Source organism: Paenibacillus lentimorbus NRRL B-30488 (assembly GCF_000411595.1).
GTDB classification, from domain to species: domain Bacteria; phylum Bacillota; class Bacilli; order Bacillales; family Bacillaceae; genus Bacillus; species Bacillus velezensis.
Window position 1 is genome coordinate 11370 of record NZ_ANAT01000011.1, and the last position, 17053, is coordinate 28422.

General features: G+C 48.9%; 14 protein-coding genes and 3 pseudogenes. 2 read left to right on the plus strand and 15 right to left on the minus strand.

The window, feature by feature from the left end:
- Positions 1–9: 9 nt before the first annotated feature.
- The 5 genes from D368_RS06780 to cotNH form a co-directional block, all read right to left on the minus strand.
- Positions 10–1986: a S9 family peptidase gene (locus D368_RS06780; RefSeq protein WP_128574660.1), complete on the minus strand. Its 1977-nt coding sequence runs from the start codon at positions 1984–1986 to the stop codon at positions 10–12.
- A 102-nt stretch (positions 1987–2088) separates the two neighbouring features.
- On the minus strand, positions 2089–3018 hold the full coding sequence (gene thrB / locus D368_RS06785; RefSeq protein ID WP_003151940.1) for a homoserine kinase: 930 nt from the start codon (positions 3016–3018) through the stop codon (positions 2089–2091).
- Positions 3015–4073 (minus strand): threonine synthase, encoded by a 1059-nt coding sequence (thrC, locus tag D368_RS06790; protein ID WP_014721762.1) that lies wholly within the window; start codon positions 4071–4073, stop codon positions 3015–3017. The genes thrB and thrC overlap by 4 nt, the downstream gene beginning before the upstream one ends.
- Positions 4073–5374 (minus strand): homoserine dehydrogenase, encoded by a 1302-nt coding sequence (locus D368_RS06795; protein WP_003151938.1) that lies wholly within the window; start codon positions 5372–5374, stop codon positions 4073–4075. The genes thrC and D368_RS06795 overlap by 1 nt, the downstream gene beginning before the upstream one ends.
- A 201-nt stretch (positions 5375–5575) precedes the next feature.
- Positions 5576–6589: a spore coat-associated protein CotNH gene (gene cotNH, locus D368_RS06800; RefSeq protein WP_128574661.1), complete on the minus strand. Its 1014-nt coding sequence runs from the start codon at positions 6587–6589 to the stop codon at positions 5576–5578.
- A 156-nt stretch (positions 6590–6745) separates the two neighbouring features.
- On the opposite strand from cotNH, the pseudogene D368_RS06805 reads away from it, so the two are divergent.
- Positions 6746–7244 (plus strand): annotated as a pseudogene (locus D368_RS06805) (phosphatidylglycerophosphatase A family protein).
- Between the two features lie 26 nt (positions 7245–7270).
- Here D368_RS06805 and D368_RS06810 read toward each other — a convergent pair.
- The 4 genes from D368_RS06810 to lipA form a co-directional block, all read right to left on the minus strand.
- Complete coding sequence (locus D368_RS06810) at positions 7271–8041, minus strand: TIGR01457 family HAD-type hydrolase (protein WP_070082312.1); 771 nt, start codon at positions 8039–8041, stop codon at positions 7271–7273.
- Positions 8042–8074: 33 nt separating this feature from the next.
- Positions 8075–8509 (minus strand): DUF86 domain-containing protein, encoded by a 435-nt coding sequence (locus tag D368_RS06815; RefSeq protein ID WP_003151930.1) that lies wholly within the window; start codon positions 8507–8509, stop codon positions 8075–8077.
- Between the two features lie 25 nt (positions 8510–8534).
- Positions 8535–8810 (minus strand): YutD family protein, encoded by a 276-nt coding sequence (locus D368_RS06820; RefSeq protein ID WP_003151928.1) that lies wholly within the window; start codon positions 8808–8810, stop codon positions 8535–8537.
- Positions 8811–9028: 218 nt separating this feature from the next.
- Positions 9029–9925 carry a lipoyl synthase gene (lipA, locus tag D368_RS06830; protein ID WP_003151923.1) on the minus strand — a complete coding sequence of 299 codons (897 nt, stop codon included), beginning with the start codon at positions 9923–9925 and terminating at the stop codon, positions 9029–9031.
- 201 nt (positions 9926–10126) lie between these two features.
- Between lipA and lytH the strand changes: the two genes are divergently transcribed.
- Entirely contained in the window at positions 10127–11104 is a 978-nt protein-coding gene (gene lytH, locus D368_RS06835) for an L-Ala--D-Glu endopeptidase (protein WP_128574662.1), read from the plus strand.
- A 37-nt stretch (positions 11105–11141) separates the two neighbouring features.
- Here lytH and yunB read toward each other — a convergent pair whose 3' ends face one another.
- From yunB to D368_RS06865, 6 genes and pseudogenes are all read right to left on the minus strand, one after another.
- Complete coding sequence (gene yunB, locus D368_RS06840; RefSeq protein ID WP_014305752.1) at positions 11142–11900, minus strand: sporulation protein YunB; 759 nt, start codon at positions 11898–11900, stop codon at positions 11142–11144.
- 126 nt (positions 11901–12026) lie between these two features.
- Positions 12027–13419 (minus strand): annotated as a pseudogene (locus D368_RS06845) (bifunctional metallophosphatase/5'-nucleotidase).
- Between the two features lie 17 nt (positions 13420–13436).
- A complete protein-coding gene (locus D368_RS06850; RefSeq protein ID WP_003151913.1) occupies positions 13437–14258 on the minus strand; it encodes a sulfite exporter TauE/SafE family protein in 822 nt (273 codons plus the stop codon).
- A 19-nt stretch (positions 14259–14277) separates the two neighbouring features.
- Positions 14278–15128 (minus strand): annotated as a pseudogene (locus D368_RS06855) (DUF72 domain-containing protein).
- A gap of 26 nt (positions 15129–15154) precedes the next feature.
- The gene (locus D368_RS06860; protein ID WP_003151911.1) at positions 15155–15508 is read right to left on the minus strand and encodes a YunG family protein; all 354 of its coding nucleotides are present in this window, start codon (positions 15506–15508) and stop codon (positions 15155–15157) included.
- A gap of 72 nt (positions 15509–15580) precedes the next feature.
- Positions 15581–16945, minus strand: coding sequence for an allantoinase (locus D368_RS06865; RefSeq protein ID WP_128574663.1), 1365 nt, complete (start codon positions 16943–16945; stop codon positions 15581–15583).
- Positions 16946–17053 lie beyond the last annotated feature (108 nt).

The following is a 17053-nucleotide window of genomic DNA, read 5'->3' on the forward strand; positions in this document are numbered from 1 at the left end:
TTTTTATTTTTACAAATAGTCATCAAACCATGAACAAATATAACGGATGCGTTTCATCCGCTGTTCGGGATGGCCGCTTCTCGACAGCTCATGCGTAGCTTTCGGAAATCGGATGAACGACGTCGTTTTGTTCAGTTTCTTCAACGCGGTAAAGAGCTGCTCCGCCTGCTCTATCGGACAGCGGTCATCGCGCTCACCGTGCAGGATCAAAAGCGGCGTCGAAACGCGGGATGCATATTTTACAGGAGAACGATCCCAAAGCTTATCCGCTTCCTCAAACAAATCATGTCCGAGCTGCCAGTCGGTAAAAAAGAAGCCGATATCGCTGACACCGTGGAAGCTGAACCAATTTGAAATGGAACGCTGCGTGACGGCTGCTTTAAAACGGCCTGTCTGTCCGACAATCCAATTCGTCATAAACCCTCCGTAGCTTCCGCCTGTCACACCGAGACGGCCGCTGTCAATAAACGGATACGCCTGAACGGCTTCATCCACCGCCTGCATGACATCACGGTAATCTCCGCCTCCGTAATCACCCCTGACACGATTGACAAAATCCTGCCCGTAGCCGTGGCTTCCTCTCGGGTTGACATACACGACAGCATATCCTTGTGCGGCCAGCACTTGGAATTCGTGAAAATACGTATGGCCGTACATCATGTGAGGCCCGCCGTGTATGTATAGAATGAGGGGATATGTTTGACCCTCTTCAAAAACGGCGGGCTTTAAAAACCAGCCGTTTACCGTCAGCCCGTCCTTTGTTTCATATTGCAGCTTTTCCGGCACGGATATGATACGCTCCTCTATAAACCGATCATTGTCAAATGTCAATTGCTTTTCTTCCCCATTTTCAAGTGAAATGCTGTAAAGCTCGGAAGGCTGTGCGGGTTTGGCAATTGCGGCGATACAGCTTTTCTGATCGGGATGAAAAGCAAAACCGTTCACGTACTCTTCTTCTAATCGGATCGGATATACGAGGCCGTCAATCGAGATATAATAAATACCGGTGCTTCCCTGCTCGCTCCCGAGAACGTAAAAACCCTGCCCGTCGTTTGCCCATACCGGCCGGGGCGTCACTCCTCCTATGATTGAATCCGCAATCAGCGCATCGCTCAAATGAACATCCAGCATATCGGTCAGGCAGGACAGCCGCTCAGTTTTCACGTCGTACAGCCACGCTTTCTCTAAAGTCGCATTGCGAAATTCATTCTCATGGCCCAGCATCGCGATATAAGAACCGTCCGGTGAAAACACGCAGGAACCGAAAGAACCGCGGTGCGGCGTAATCTGCTTCAGGCTTCCGTCCGCCAGATTCATCAGATAGACATCGCTCGGCTTTCCGGCGTCACCCGGTTCGCATAAATTGGCGGTAAACGCAAGCTGCCTGCCATCCGGTGAAAAGGCCGCGCCATAATGATCCGCTTCATGATCCGTCAGCTGCTGAATCTCACCCGTTTCAAGATGAATCAGCACAAGCTGGGCCCAGCTTCCGTTCAGCAGGCCTTTCCCGTCACGTTTATATGTTAATGACTGAATCTCAACCGGCTCATACTCGTCATGCTTCTTTTTTTCTTTCTCCTCGGCGCGCTCCGCTGATGTCAGACTGACGGACACAAGCACGGATCTGCCGTCGGGCGCCCATATCGGATCTGATACGCCCCAAGGAATATCGGCCGCCTGTTCCGCCTCTCCGCCGGCAGCGTCGATGATGTACAGCTGAGGGATGCCGTCCTCCCTGTCAGAAACAAAGGCGAGGCGCCGTCCGTCAGGCGACCACCGCGGACTTGTATTTTTATCGTCCCCGAAAGTCCACGGGTTTGAGATGCCGGATTCTGTGTCATATACCATAATGGCTGAGGAATAGGAATCCCGCTTATGATTGACTGTTGTCCGGACGTAAGCGGCTCTTCTGCCGTCAGGGGCATATTGCGGGTCTGTCACGGATACGAGAGACGCAATGTCCTCCTCGGTTATGAGTTTTTTCAAATCGTTTCTCCTCCTTTTCTTTTTATTTCGCTTCCCTAAATAAAAATCCTTCTCCAGAAAAAGAAAGCGTCCTTCTCTGATGGGAAGAACGCTTTTTTATCATTATACACTTTTCACCTGTTCTAAAGGATTCCGTTCAATTACGCTTCCTTCTGACGGGACAGTAAGCGCCGCAATCTCACAGTGAGGGAAATGCTCAGAAAGCTGCTTTCTCAGCTCTTCTCCCTTTCCTTTTTCAATCAGGACAAGAATCGTCGGTCCCGCTCCGCTCAGCGCCGTTCCGTAAGCGCCTTTCATTTCGGCCGCATGTTCCACCTTTGAAAGCTCAGGAACAAGCATGGCGCGGTACGGCTGATGGAGGATGTCTTTTCTCATCATTTTCCCGGCGAGCGCCCAGTCATTTGACATGATCGCAGCAACGAGAAGGTTGCTGACGGCGCTTGCTTTAACGGCGCGTCGGTACGGCAGCTCTTTCGGGAGCACGTCTCTTGCGTCCCTGGTCAGAACTTCGTAAAACGGAATCACTGCCACAACGTCGATATCCGCTTCGGCAACACGCACGATATGTGTTTCATCTTCTTCGTGAAGGCCGATTACAAGCCCTCCTGCAAGGGAAGCAGCGGCATTATCAGGGTGTCCCTCTTCAAGACTGGCTAAGTGCAGCTTGTCGCTTTCCGACAGCTGCAGGCCGCATAACTCATCCGCAAGCTCAATGGCAGCGACGATAGCGGCCGCGCTGCTTCCGAGACCCCGCGCAAGGGGGATATCACTCCAAACTTTGACATGGGCGGGCGGCAGCTCTTTCTGATAGCGGTCAGCCGTCCGTTTGGCGACTTGGTAGATGAGGTTGTCCGTTCCTTGAGGGATGCCCGCGACAGTTTCGGTTTCCGCCGAGAACTGCCATTCATCGTTTCGGAAAACGGAAAGCTTCAAATATCTGCTGAGCGCCATCCCGATGGAATCAAACCCAGGCCCTAAGTTGGCAGTGCTTCCCGGAACCGTAATGGAAAACAGCATCTCCGCCTCATTCATACACGCGCCGCTCCATTTAAGTATTCCAGAATACTGTCCTCATCTGTCGGCAGCGTGATCGGTTTTATGTCAGATACGTCCACAGCCGTATTCGGATCTTTCAGGCCGTTTCCGGTTAAGACTGCGACAACCTTGCTTCCTTTTGGAATTTCACCGGATTTCACCTGTTTTAAAACACCGGCGATGGATGCACAGGAGCCCGGTTCGGCAAACACGCCTTCTTCACGGGCAATCAGCTGATAAGCGTGAAGAATTTCTTCATCTGTGACTTCATCAATTTTTCCGGCTGATTCTTCCGCAGCGAGCACGGCTTTGTCCCAGCTGGCAGGGTTCCCGATCCGGATTGCTGTCGCAACGGTTTCGGGATTTTTAATGACTTCGCCGCGGACGATAGCCGCAGAACCTTCCGCCTCAAAACCGCGCATCTTCGGAAGTCCGGTGCCGTTTTTCTCATGATATTCTTTGAACCCTTTCCAGTAGGCCGTGATATTCCCGGCGTTTCCTACCGGGATCGCCAGAATGTCCGGCGCTCCGCCGAGCTGTTCACATACTTCAAAGGCCGCTGTTTTTTGCCCTTCAATCCGGTAAGGGTTTACTGAATTCACTAATGCAATCGGTGATTTTTCACAAATCGACCGGACGATGGCCAGCGCGTCGTCAAAGTTTCCGTCAATCGCGATGATTTCCGCACCGTACATGACGGCTTGCGCAAGCTTTCCGAAGGCGATTTTCCCGTCCGGGATGATGACGATGCATTTCATGCCGGCTCTCGCCGCGTATGCCGCAGCCGCCGCGGATGTGTTGCCTGTTGAGGCGCACATGATGGTATCATTGCCTTCTTCTTTCGCTTTGGCGACCGCCATGACCATGCCGCGGTCTTTAAAGGATCCCGTCGGATTAACGCCCTCTGTTTTCACATGCAGTTCAATTCCGAGCTTTTCAGAAAGCTTCGGGAGGTGAATCAGCGGCGTGTTGCCTTCATGCAATGTCAGGGCCGGCGTCCGATCCGTCACCGGCAGAAATTCTTTATATTGATGGATGAGTCCTTTCCACATTAGCTCCAACCGTTCCCTTCTACACGATATGTGCTTTTTACTTCTTGTACAACTTCGAGGTCATTTAAGTTTTGCAGAATGTCACTGAAATCTTCTTCCGATGTATGATGCGTGACGATCACGATTTCCGCGAGATCGTCATGGCCTTTGATCGGCAGCTGCAGAATTTTTTCAAAGCTGACGCCGCGCTCTGAGAAGGCTGATGTGATTTTTGAAAAAGAGCCGACCTGGTCTTTGACATGAATTCTTAAAAACTGCTGGGCGTAGATATCAGACGGCTGCTTCAGATTTCTTTCAAACTGCGGGGCGACAAAGCTGTTTCCGTTTACGCCGAGACGCATGTTTTTCATGACCGCGACCAGATCGGAAACGACTGATGTCGCAGTCGGCATGCTTCCGGCTCCGGGGCCGTAAAACATCGTTTCGCCTACGGCTTCTCCGTACACGTAAACGGCATTAAACTCGTTATGCACCGCAGAGAGCGGATGATGATCCGGGAGCAGTGTCGGCTGAACGCTGACTTCGATTTTATTGTCATCACGCTGGGCGATGCCGATCAGCTTCATCGTATAGCCGAGCCGTTTGCTGAAGCTGATGTCTTCATCCGTAATCCGGGAAATTCCTTTTACTTTGACATCGTCCAGATCGACGTTCATAGAGAAGCCGAGACGGGCTAAAATCGCCATCTTGCGTGCGGCATCGAGTCCTTCTACATCGGCGGTCGGGTCCGCTTCCGCGAATCCGAGATCCTGCGCTTCCTTCAGCACTTCTTCATACGGGCTTTTTTCTTTAATCATTTTCGTTAAGATGAAGTTCGTCGTTCCGTTGACGATTCCCATCATTTTTGTGATCCGGTCAGAGGAAAGGCCTTCTTCGAGCGTGCGTAAAATCGGGATTCCGCCGGCGACACTCGCTTCATAATACAAGTCACAGCCATTTTCCTTTGCGGCGGCTAAAAGCTCTGACCCGTATACGGCGATCAGATCTTTATTTGCGGTCACAACATGTTTTTTCGCTTTCAAGGCATCAAGAAGATATTGCTTCGTCTGTTCGACACCGCCGATGACTTCAATAATCACGTCGACCTCAGGGTCATCGATCACATCATAGACTTCTGTCGTCAGCACTTCTTTCGGCAGGTCTGCGTCTCGTTTTTTATCAATATCTTTAACCAGCACTTTTTTGATCGTCACCGGACAGCCGACCTGGTGCATAAGCTTATCCTGATGATCTTGTATAATTTTGACGACTCCGCTTCCCACGGTTCCCAGTCCTAACAGTCCAATACGAATCGCTTCCAAAGAGAAACTCCACCTTTCTTCCTTTTGTCCACTAGAAAAGGACAATTGTTAACCCTTCACAGACATTTAAGTTACAAATATTATATAAGCCCGCATTTGTTTTGACAAGCGGCTGAATATTGTTTCTGCGGCTATGAAAACGCTTAACACACTGATATGACAAGATTCCCTATTTTCTAAATATTTTTACGTCATATTTTCTTACGAACTGATTCCTTTTCCGAGCCACGCCACAGGCGGGACAAAAACCTGCGCCGCTCTGACATTCAGCATGTCGTGACATGTCTGCAAAAACTGTTCATAGCGGGTGCAGTCTGCAAGAATGTAGTCAAGCTGCTCTTCGTAAAACTGTTTTTCAGAATCATGAGAAATGTAATAGCTCTCCACCGTCTCAAAGAAATGAAGCGGAAACAGCAGGCGGCTGTAAAACAGGCGCTTGGAAAAGGAGGATAACGGCGTAACTTGCTCATATTCCTGCAAAAACGAAAACCCTTCGTTAAGCAAGTCGTCACGATGATACAAATATGTGCTGCGCATATATTCCGCAATATCACGGGCGGCATGGTCGAATACCCAATCGCCCGGAATGCGGATCAATGATTCCTCCGACCAGGTATCCCGTTCCATCCGCTGATGGCAGATTGTCCCCGAGTCTTCTGCGCCGGGATTGTCATCCAGCTCCGTATCCACTAAATATTGAATCGCATTTTCCGCTAAGCCTGAATAATAAGGAAATGCTTCGATCATTTTCTTTTCGAACGGTTCGAGCGGAGACATATGAATTTTCCGCATCCAGAATGATTCCAGCTGATCCACCCGTTTTCCCCATAAGTCCTTCCATTGGCCGATCCTGCCCGCTTCTTTCACTTCGTACGGAAAACCCCGCCCTTTTCTGTGAAATTCGGCAAGCTCCCCTCCGACAGAAAACGACCGGTTTGCGACGGGGATCGGCGCTTTTAAGAGCGCATACGTTTTGCCTTCGTCCTCAAAGGTCAGTTCTCCTTCCTTCGTAAAGATAAACACTGAAACGTATGGGTCACTTTGTTCTTGTAAATACTGACTCATGTAGTAAAGCTCCGTCAGCTCTGATTGCGAAAATCCGGAAACGGGAATAATAAGAAAGAAGGAATTAGGCGTCTGGAAGCATTGGTATTTCTGATAAACGGAAAGCTGTCTGACGTGGATGCCGTACTTTTCTTTAATGATGCTTTTCATCATAATCACCTGCCTGAAAAATTAGAGCTATTCACATCGTAGTCATACGCCGGCGGAATTATGAATACATATTGTAATCCTTTGAATCAAGTGGAGAAACATCGTACACATCGGAAGGGTGTTGTATAAACTAGTAAAAAAGATTGGGTGAAGCAAATGTCAGAAAAGGAACAACTGAATCACGTGGAAGCTGTCGCCAGAACGCGTTTAAAAGAACGGGGGGTTGAGACGGACGATATTGCCGAGCTGGTGTATTTCCTTCAGAAAAAATATCATCCTGATTTGACGATGGAAGTATGCAGGCTCAATGTGGACCGTGTCATCGCAAAACGCGAGGTGCAAAACGCCATTTTAACGGGAATAGAATTAGATGTGCTCGCCGAACAAAAAAGCTGTCTGAACCGCTTCAGACCATTCTGGCGATTGATGAAAGCCTGTATGGGGTTGACGAGGTGCTCGCCTTCTCTATCGTGAATATATACGGCTCAATCGGCTTTACGAATTACGGCTACATTGACAAAGAAAACCCGGCATTCTCGGGCGTTTAAATGATAAATCTACGGGCGAATGCCATACGTTTCTTGATGATATCGTCGGCGCAATCGCAGCAGCGGCTTCAAGCCGGCTTGCCCACAGCGCCAGAAATACAGAATAAGGACGGCCGTCATGGCCGTCCCTTTTTTATAGATATTCAATCCATTCGGTTAAAGAGTCAATCGCATATGTCGGCTTCCGATCGTAATCTGCCATATGCTCACGCTTTGTCACTCCGGTATGAACCAGCAGCGTATCCATGCCCGCATTGATGCCGGCCATAATATCCGTTGCATAGTTATCGCCGACCATGAGTGTTTCGGAAATATCCGTTCCGAGCACACGCATCGCCTGTTCCATAATAATCGATTCAGGCTTGCCGATAAAGACAGGCTCAACGCCCGTTGACACCGTCAAAACGGATGTGAGCGAACCGTTCCCTGGTAAAAGCCCTCTTTCAGTCGGAATGGCGACGTCGCCGTTTGTTGAAATGAACCGGGCGCCGTTTCTGATCGCAAGGCATCCCGTTGCCAACTTTTCATATGTAATGCCGCGGTCGATTCCCACAACGACAAAGTCCGCGTTTTCTTCTCCGAAGCTCAGCCCGTTTTCTTCAATGGCCTGACGGATGCCTTCTTCGCCGATCACATACACCGACGCGTCTTTTTTCTGCTGGGCGATATGCTGCGCAGTCGCCATGCTCGTCGTGAAGACCTGCTCTTCAGATGCCGGAATGTCAAAGCTCATCAGCTTGTCCGCCACCTGCTTCGGCGTCCGGGAAGAATTGTTCGTCACGAATAAATACGGAATGCCGCGCGCTTTAAGCGTTCTCACGAATTCACACGCTTCTTCGATTTTTTCCGTCCCGTTGTACATTGTGCCGTCCAAATCTATCAAATATCCTTTATAATCCTTCATACTCAACACTCCTGTGGATTTTCTCACTCGTTGTTATTTAAATGCGGAAACAGGCCCTAATTCTGTTTCCAGGTAGGTTCTTACACGGGCCGGAAAGGCTTTCAGCACATCCCTGTTTGACGTGATCAGCGTAAACAGTTCCTGATGATCGGCTTGCTGATATTCCTGAACAAGCCGCTTTCTGGAAGAGATCAGCTGCTTGAGCTTATTCGCTTCATCCTCAGCTACCACCTTTTCATCCGTCAGAATATCCATGATGTCGTCATAACTCCCCGGATCGCGCATGATAAAGCCGTCAATCATATCATTTCCGACATCGAGAATGCATTCGATCATAAGATGGCTGATCCGCTCAAGCGCCCTTTTTTCGATTTCGCTCTGCCATGCAGGCGTGCTGTCAAACAGCGCCAGCTGGGTCTCAAAAAAACGGAGTGTTTGTTCGATATTATTTCTGTCAACAAAATACACGTGACAGCATCCCCTTCTGCATCAATTATTTTCTGATTCGTTTTAAAACAAAATACGCGCAGCCGAAATTGCAGTATTCATAAATGTATTCGTCCAATGTGCTGATTTTCGTTTCAAAGGTTGCTTTTTGATTCTGGTCATCAAAGAAGCCTTTGAGCCGCAGCTGACTGTATCCCCAGTCTCCCACAATGTAATCATATTTATTTAATATGTCCGAATAGCGGGCTTTGAACGCTTCTTCATTAAAGCCGTTTTTAAAATCGTGTACGAGTTCAAACTCGGCATTTTGAATAAGAATCATGTCTTCACCTCTTTTATCACTCTTTACTATCATAATTCATTGACTTCTGTCCATCAATTGCAAAATGAGACGGTTCTGACGGACGGAAAAATTTTCCCCTTTTATATCCAGTGTAGCGGTTCTGACGATCCTTATTCAAGAATGACTTTTTCCCTGCACAGACGGCTCCATCACAAAAAACCCAAAACCTGCGGCGTTTTGGGTTTTTTCGGCTTATCTTATGCTTGGGCCTGGCGTTTTTTAGACGCTTCGTTCACTTGTTCATCCGCATGGTAGGAAGAACGGACAAGCGGGCCTGCTTCACAGTGGCTGAAGCCTTTTTGCATCGCGATTTCTTTCAGTTCGGCAAATTCGTCCGGATGATAATATTTTTGGACTTTTAAATGTTTTTTCGACGGCTGCAGGTATTGGCCGATCGCCATGATGTCGACATTGTTCGCAAGCAGGTCGTCCATCACTTCAATAATTTCTTCCTTCGTTTCGCCGAGACCGATCATAATGCTTGATTTCGTCGGGATGTCAGGCTGCATTTCTTTCGCACGGCGCAAGAATTCCAAAGAACGGTCATATGTTGCACGGGCGCGGACTCTCGGTGTCAGGCGGCGCACGGTTTCAATGTTGTGGTTCAGAATATCAGGACGGGTATCCATTAATGTTTTCAGGTTGTCGTAATTTCCGCCCATATCGGATGGCAGCACTTCAATTGTCGTGAACGGGCTTTTTCTGCGGATCGCCCGGACCGTTTCCGCAAAGACGCCTGCTCCGCCGTCTTTCTGATCATCACGCGCCACGGCCGTGATGACGGCGTGTTTTAAGTTCATCAGCGCAACCGAATCAGCTACGCGTTCCGGTTCCTGCAGATCCAGCTCAGTCGGCAGACCCGTTTTGACAGCGCAGAAGCGGCATGCTCTCGTACAGACGGAACCGAGAATCATGAACGTCGCCGTACGTCTGACAGCCCAGCATTCATGGATGTTCGGGCATTTTGCTTCTTCACATACGGTATGCAGATTATTTTCACGCATTAATTTTTTCAGACCCGTATAGTTTTCATTCGTGTTCAGCTTTATTTTGAGCCATTCCGGCTTTCTCAGATGCTCGTCTTTCTTTGCCATTTCCCCATCATCTCCATTATCCCTTTATTCATGTTCGTGTGCGAAAAATTTCTATTTCACGATGGATATAAAACTTGCAGATTTCTATTCAATAGTCACTTTAACATAGGAAAAATTTCTCGACAAGGGAAGAGAATTACTTACATTTTCTCGGATTGTTGCCGCAAACTATTTGTATTAATCCTGAAAGGAGATCATGTTGTGAAAGTTCTGTTATCTGCTCTTCTCCTTTTATCATTTTTCTGTCCGGCTGCAAGCGGGAAAGAACAATCGGCTCCTGTTTACGGCGAACGGATGCAGTTGTACCGCAAAGCCGAAGCAGTCACGCAGATTCCTTGGTATGTACTTGCGGCGGTTGATCAATATGAAGAAAATGTCCGCTCGAACCGAAAGGATCTGCCGGAAAAAGCGGGAATCATCAGCATTTATATTCCGGATCATTTGTGGAGCGGGCCTGAAAATCCAAATCCTAAGGACGAGGCGCCCCTCAGCATTAAAGTATTTGACGGGATCGGCCTGGACGGCGACGGCGACGGAAAAGCCGAGGTCAGCAATGATGAGGATATCCTTTATACATTTGCACAGTATTTAGCGGGATTCGGAACGAATCTTGACCATATCCGCATCGGCCTCTGGAATTATTACCGACGTGATCAGACGGTCGGCATTATCACCGAATTCATGACACTGTTTAAAACGTTCGGCCGCCTTGATCTCGGAGAGCACGCTTTTCCGCTTCCCGTGAAGACGGATTACAGCTACCGCAGCACATGGGGCGCCGCACGGGGTTTCGGCGGGCGCCGGATTCACGAAGGAACGGATCTGTTCGCTCATTACGGACTTCCCGTCAGATCGACCTGCTACGGTATTGTTGAAATGAAGGGCTGGAACCGTTTCGGCGGCTGGAGAATCGGCATCAGGGATATCAATAATACGTATCACTACTTCGCTCACCTGAACGGCTTTGCAAAAGGTGTGCATAAAGGCCAGATCGTCAAACCCGGAGAGGTGATCGGCTCTGTCGGCAGTTCCGGATACGGACCGCCGGGCACCGCGGGAAAATTCCCGCCGCATCTTCACTACGGGATGTATAAAGATAACGGCAGATCGGAATGGTCTTTTGACCCGTATCCCCATTTAAGGGCATGGGAGCGAAAAGAAATCCGCAGGAAAAAGTAAACACACAGCCGCCAGGAAAGATTGCGGCTGTGTGTTTTTATTTATCTTTCTTCTGTTTTTCACTCGGCAGCTGGACAGAAGGCGTCACACCTGATCCGCCGCTTCCGTTATAAAACTGCGGCACCTCTCCTTGAATCGCTTTAATGGAGACCGGAATATTATTTGTGACGACTGATGTCTTACTGGCAAACGGAATAATGACCTTCACTTTAATTTCCACAAAAATACTGATATCGATCAGGGCATTGTTAATGCCGTACGGCTTTATTTTTGTTTTTACATCAGTTAACGCATCACCGATCAGGTTAAAGCGCACGGGGATTTTCGGCCCCAGATTTCCGAGAATGCTGTTTCCCGTGACCTGCCCTAAAGGGATGTTAATCATAATTTCATCGGCCGTTTTCGCGCCTTTTTCCGTTTCATGCTGCTTATTGTTAGACTCCGCTTCCTTCAAATGAGCCTGAAGCTGCTTTGTCACTTTCGCCTTCATACTGTTGACCATTTGTGTATTAAAATCCATCGTTGTGACTTTTCCGTTTTCATCCGTTTTCATATCGACCATATCTTTCACATTGTCGCTGTGAGACATGTATTCTTCAATGGATTCCGTAATGACCTCTGTCGCCACCCGTTTGGTTTCCATTTCTCCTATGTTCATCAGCACCGGTTTGATTGAGGAGTTGATCATCCAGAGGCTGATGACCGTCGATATGATAAAAAAAGCAAACGACAGAAGAAGCACATATCGAAAAGGCAAAGGCCCTCTCTTGCGAAGAGCGCTCCGGTATCTAGGCAAGAAAAATCCCCCCTTACATATCACAATGTATGCTTGTAAGGGGGGACATAGTATTTTATTTTTACTCTTAAAAAGTCAAGCTTACCTTCACTCAAATGAGATGGAACGGCGGGCAGCTATTTGACATTACGGCTGCCGCGCGAGCTCCCAGGCGAGCAGATCTCTTAAAAACTCCGGCATAAAGTATTGTTTTCTTTTGAATCGCGGATGTAAGGGAACAGCTTTCCGAGTGTAAACATGTCGAGAACGGCAACCGAGTATATCCGCTCCGGATCCACCTCTTCTCCGTTCACTTTCACATTGAGGAGATGCGTCACACCGTCTTCAAGAATGCCGGCCTCTGCCTCCGCTCCGGCATATACCATCCTGCCCATCACTTCCCCGCGGAAGCCGAGGCCTTTAATCCGCAGCTGCTCCATTTGTTCCGAGGCGGCCTGGCTGATTGTTTCCTGGAGTTCCCTGCCTGAAAGACGAACGGCGACCGGATTGATCGGATGAGGGCAGATGCGGTGCAGGTCAAGCTTTGTGACAGGCCCCTTCTGTAAAGGCCCCAAAATGACGCCTGAATTCACCATGCTGACTTCACAGCCGCACCAGCTTTTCAGCGCTTCGGCTAATAGAAGCGGCAGCGGCGATTCCTCAAACCACTTCACGCCGGCTTCTTCATTCAGATTGGCGACTTGTACGGAGAGCAGGTTTTCCGCTTCCCGTTCTTTCTCTTTCAGAAAAGCCGCCGTATCTTCAGATTCTCCGTGCCAATCAGCCATTTTCTGTACAGATGCCTGTTTGCTGACAATGGTTCGTGATTCACTTTCTATCGTGAGCTCGACACAGCCGACATAGTTCCCGTATTTCTCCGCACATGCAAGCAATACGCCGTTTATGTCCTGTCCGTCCTCAAGAAGATGGTGCGTATGTGATTCAAGAATGACATCGATATCGGGAAATTTTTCCGCTGCGGCCCGGTCATCGATCAGGCCTAAATGAGAAAGCAGAATGATGATGTCCGCTTTGTCCTTGATATCGTCAAGTGATTCTTGAATGCTTTTTTCCGCATCCGTCACCGTCCAGCCGAGTTTTTGATAGACGGGATAATACGGCACCGTGACGCCGAGTATGCCGGCGGTCATCCCGTTTTTCAGCGTTTTGATCACGTAGGGCTTGGCCCATTCCGGCCGATGTCCGTCCGCGTCAAACAGGTTGGACACAATGACGGGAAACGCGGCATGAGTATATAAATCCGCCAGCTCATCGTGAGGCAGCGTAATCCCTTCATTATTCCCGACGGCAGCCGCATCAATCTCAAGACGGTTTAACAAGTCGACATTCGCTTTGCCGAAGGTCGCTTCCGTTATCATTTGGAATCGGTCCATATGATCGCCGATGTCGAATACGAGTGTTTCCTCCCCGTTTTTTCATGCTCTTTTCTCTTCTGCTCAATATAATGTACGATTTTCGGCCAATTTTCGAAATGGCTGTGCAAATCATTCGTATGATATAAACGGAGCTTCTCTAACATACCATCTCTCCTACCTTTTAGCTGAATATCCCTTGATAAATCAATTCACAGCCGATCAAAATCAAGACGACCCGCATGAAAAGCACGATCGTTTTCGTCTGCACCCGCTTATTGACCCACGCGCCCATTTTGCCGCCGAACCACGCGCCCGGAACGAGGCACAGCGCATACAGCCAATTGACATGGCCCTCTGCGATATGTGACACGGAACCCGTCACGGAGGATAAGAAAATAATGAGCATTGACGTCGCCACAGCCACTTTCGGCGGGAACAAAAATAACAGCATCATGGCCGGAACCATAAGAGAGCCGCCGCCGATGCCGAAAAGACCGCCCAATAAACCGACGAAAAAGGCAATGGCGATACCGGTAAAAATACGGTACGAATATGTATAAAGCTCACCCGATTCATCCTCATAAGTCCGGATCATGCCTTTATGCGCTTTATTGACCGGTTTTGCTTTCGCCTTCAGCATTAATGTAATAGAAATCAAAATCATAAAAAGTCCGAACCAGACGGAAAACGTATGCGCATTAAAAAGTTTAGACAAATACGCGCCGATGATGCTTCCCGGGCCGGAACCGATAAAAAAGATCAGTCCGCTTTTGTAGTCAACGGTTTTATATTTCATATAGGCCAGAGTTGATGACAGGCCCGTAAAAATAATCACCAAAAGGGACGTGCCGATGGCAGTCTGCGGTGTTACGTCATGGAAAAACGGAGTCATCGTGCTTAAATAGAGCATCGCCGGCACGATGATAATTCCTCCCCCAAGCCCGATCAGGCTGCCGACCGTTCCCGCGATAAATCCCAATATGATCAAAATAAGATAAGACATGTGTCTTGAAACCTCTTTTCTAGCTGAATAGGTCGAGCTGCTTCGGAGCAAGCCCGGTATATGAGATATCTAACATTTCAAGCATCTCAAGCCCGTTATCGGCGGCGTCTCCGCCTGAGTTATTGTTGAAGAGCACATACACATTGCGCGACTGCTTTTTCAGCTCCTGAAGATTGTTTTTCCAATCTTTGAGCTCCTGTTTGTTATAGCGGTATAAATATCTGACCTCACGCCAGTTTTGTCCGCCGTCAGGTTTAATCCAGCCCTGCTTGTTCCGTCCGTGAAAACGGACAAGCGTTTTTCTTCATCCGTTGCTTTCAGGACGGTCGGAATGCTGCCCTCGCCGATTTGCGGCTCGTCACATATGCTGTGAATCCAGCCTTCCTCCTTCATAAAGGAAAGGGTCTGCTCGTAAAATGGCGGGGAAAACCAAGACCGGTTGCGGAATTCAAGCGCGCACGGGATATCCCCCATCTGCTGCCTGCACCATCTTAAATATGCGACGTTTTCTTTCTTGCAGTCAAACCACGGCGGGAATTGGAACAGCACCATGGCAAGCTTTCCATGCTCTATATAAGGCGATAATGACAGCTTAAACGCCTCAAACATTTCTTCCTTCGATTCAAAGGGAATATCGCCGCGCTGATGACCCGTCATTCCTTGATATGCCTTAATGACAAATTGAAAAGATTCCGGCGTCTCTTTGACCCATCTTTCGTTATTGCGGGCGGGCTGTATCGCGTAAAAGCTCGCGTCCAGCTCAACGATGGGAAAATGGGAGGAATACGCCTGCAGTTTTTGCGGGCCCGCTGTTTTAGGCGGATAGATGCTGTCATGATCCCCCCACCCCGTCAGTCCGATATAAATCACAATCCTTCACCTCTCATTCTAGTTTATCACAGGTGTTTTTCTCTTTCCGTTTCCATGTTTTTTCTGAATGCACTTTTCAGGAACCGGTACTGATGTTCATTGGTGTCCGAAAATGCCTCATCTCTGGAAGAAAGAATGTGCTGATAGACGATCGGCTCTGAAAACTGACTGCTCGTGAAATCATATATCTCCCCGTCTATTCGATTATAAAAATGCCAGCTTGTGCCGGTTTTTGTTTTGAGAATGTCACCGCCGTAAACATCTTGGATGACTAAAGCCGTCACGCCGCACTGGCCTTTGGCCGGGCAATCTTCCGTCCATTTTGTACTGGTCTTGCGCGACCAGGATGCCGTTAATATGTTCAAGATTTGATTATACAATGTGTTTTACTCCTTTTTATAAAAAGATACCACGACACCCGCTTTCCAAACGACAAAAAAAGCCGATTCTCATCAGAGAATCGGCTCTTTTTTTTCAGAAGGCTTCAGGAATGTTCCGAAAGCCCCGCTCTGCTTCCCACCGCCATCCTGATACACACAGCGTCCCTTGCTGTAGGTCGCAGCAATTCGGTATGGAAAGGTGCGGCCTTCATACAGGCTTTGCTTATGTTTGGAAAACATCGTTTCTTTTGTGACAGTAAAAGGTTCCGGCCGGACAATGGCAAAATCAGCGTCAAATCCTTCTTCAAGCCGGCCTTTATTCGTTAAACCGAAGCGCTTGGCAGGTGCTTCGGCCGTCCATCGGGCCACATGTTCAAACGGAATCCCATGATCGATCGCTAATTGAATCATGCCGAGAAGCGTAAATTGGCCTCCGCTGATCCCGCCCCACGACAGGAACATATTATCCTCGCGTTTCAAAGACGGATGACAGGGAGAATGATCCGAAGACACCATATCAATCAGGCCCTCAGCCAAGACCCCGATCAATTCCTCTTTATCAGCCTCTGAGCGGAGCGGCGGAGCGCATTTGGCGGCCGCCCCTTTTTTGAGGAAGTCTTCAAAGCTGAATAATAAGTAGTGCGGACACGTTTCAACGGTGACATCCAATCCGTCTTTTTTCGCCTGCTGAATGGAGAGCACGGCCCGTTTCGTGCTGATATGTACAAAATGAAGCGCGCATCCCGTCGCTCTTGCATATTCAATCGCCCGCTGCACAGCCTCGCATTCGGCTTCTTCCGGACGGGAGGAAGCGTAAGCGCGGGCATCAATTTTCCCTTGGAGCGCGTACTCGGCTTCAAGGAATCGGGTGAGGGCGTCGCTTTCTGCGTGCAGGGCCAAAATCTTGCCGCACGCCGCGATTTCCTTCATTCCCTTTAAAAGAGTCCGTTCATCGGCTGATTGAAATTCATCCGTTCCCGATTTAGACAGAAACGCTTTAAACCCGATTGCCCCCGCTTCTGCCATCGGCCGGATATGTTCGGTATACCCGGGCATCAAACCGCCCCAAAGCGCAAAATCAACCGCTGACTTCCGTTCGGCGATTTCCGCCTTTGCCAGCAGGTTTTCAGCAGTTACCGTCGAAGGAATGCAGTTAAGCGGCATGTCAAAATAAGACGTACAGCCCCCGGCAGCAAGCATGTTTGAGCCGGTTTCAATGCCTTCCCATTCTTCGCGTCCGGGTTCATTGAAATGCACGTGACAATCGACCGCGCCCGGAAACACATACATGCCGGCTGCCTGCACCACTTGTTCCGCGTTTTCTTCAATGCCGGGCTCGATCAAGGCAATATTCCCGTCCTTGACGGCGATATCGGCCCGCTCTGTCCCGCCTTTTCGCACAGCTTTCGCACCCTTTACAATTACGTCATAGGCCATTTTATCTTCCTCCCTGTAAGGATGACGATTTTCTGTCAGTTTTTATCACAACATGCGTCTATGATTGCCAGTTTACTGCTACTATGATCGTAATACATCAGCAAAACC

Excerpts from the sequence above, each read along its gene's own strand:
- thrB (WP_003151940.1), bottom strand. The coding sequence starts at position 3,018 with ATGAATGAGGCGGAGATGCTGTTTTCCATTACGGTTCCGGGAAGCACT.
- thrC (WP_014721762.1), bottom strand. The coding sequence starts at position 4,073 with ATGTGGAAAGGACTCATCCATCAATATAAAGAATTTCTGCCGGTGACG.
- cotNH (WP_128574661.1), bottom strand. The coding sequence starts at position 6,589 with ATGAAAAGCATCATTAAAGAAAAGTACGGCATCCACGTCAGACAGCTT.
- D368_RS06810 (WP_070082312.1), bottom strand. The coding sequence starts at position 8,041 with ATGAAGGATTATAAAGGATATTTGATAGATTTGGACGGCACAATGTAC.
- D368_RS06820 (WP_003151928.1), bottom strand. The coding sequence starts at position 8,810 with ATGATTCTTATTCAAAATGCCGAGTTTGAACTCGTACACGATTTTAAA.
- lipA (WP_003151923.1), bottom strand. The coding sequence starts at position 9,925 with ATGGCAAAGAAAGACGAGCATCTGAGAAAGCCGGAATGGCTCAAAATA.
- D368_RS06850 (WP_003151913.1), bottom strand. The coding sequence starts at position 14,258 with ATGTCTTATCTTATTTTGATCATATTGGGATTTATCGCGGGAACGGTC.
- D368_RS06865 (WP_128574663.1), bottom strand. The coding sequence starts at position 16,945 with ATGGCCTATGACGTAATTGTAAAGGGTGCGAAAGCTGTGCGAAAAGGC.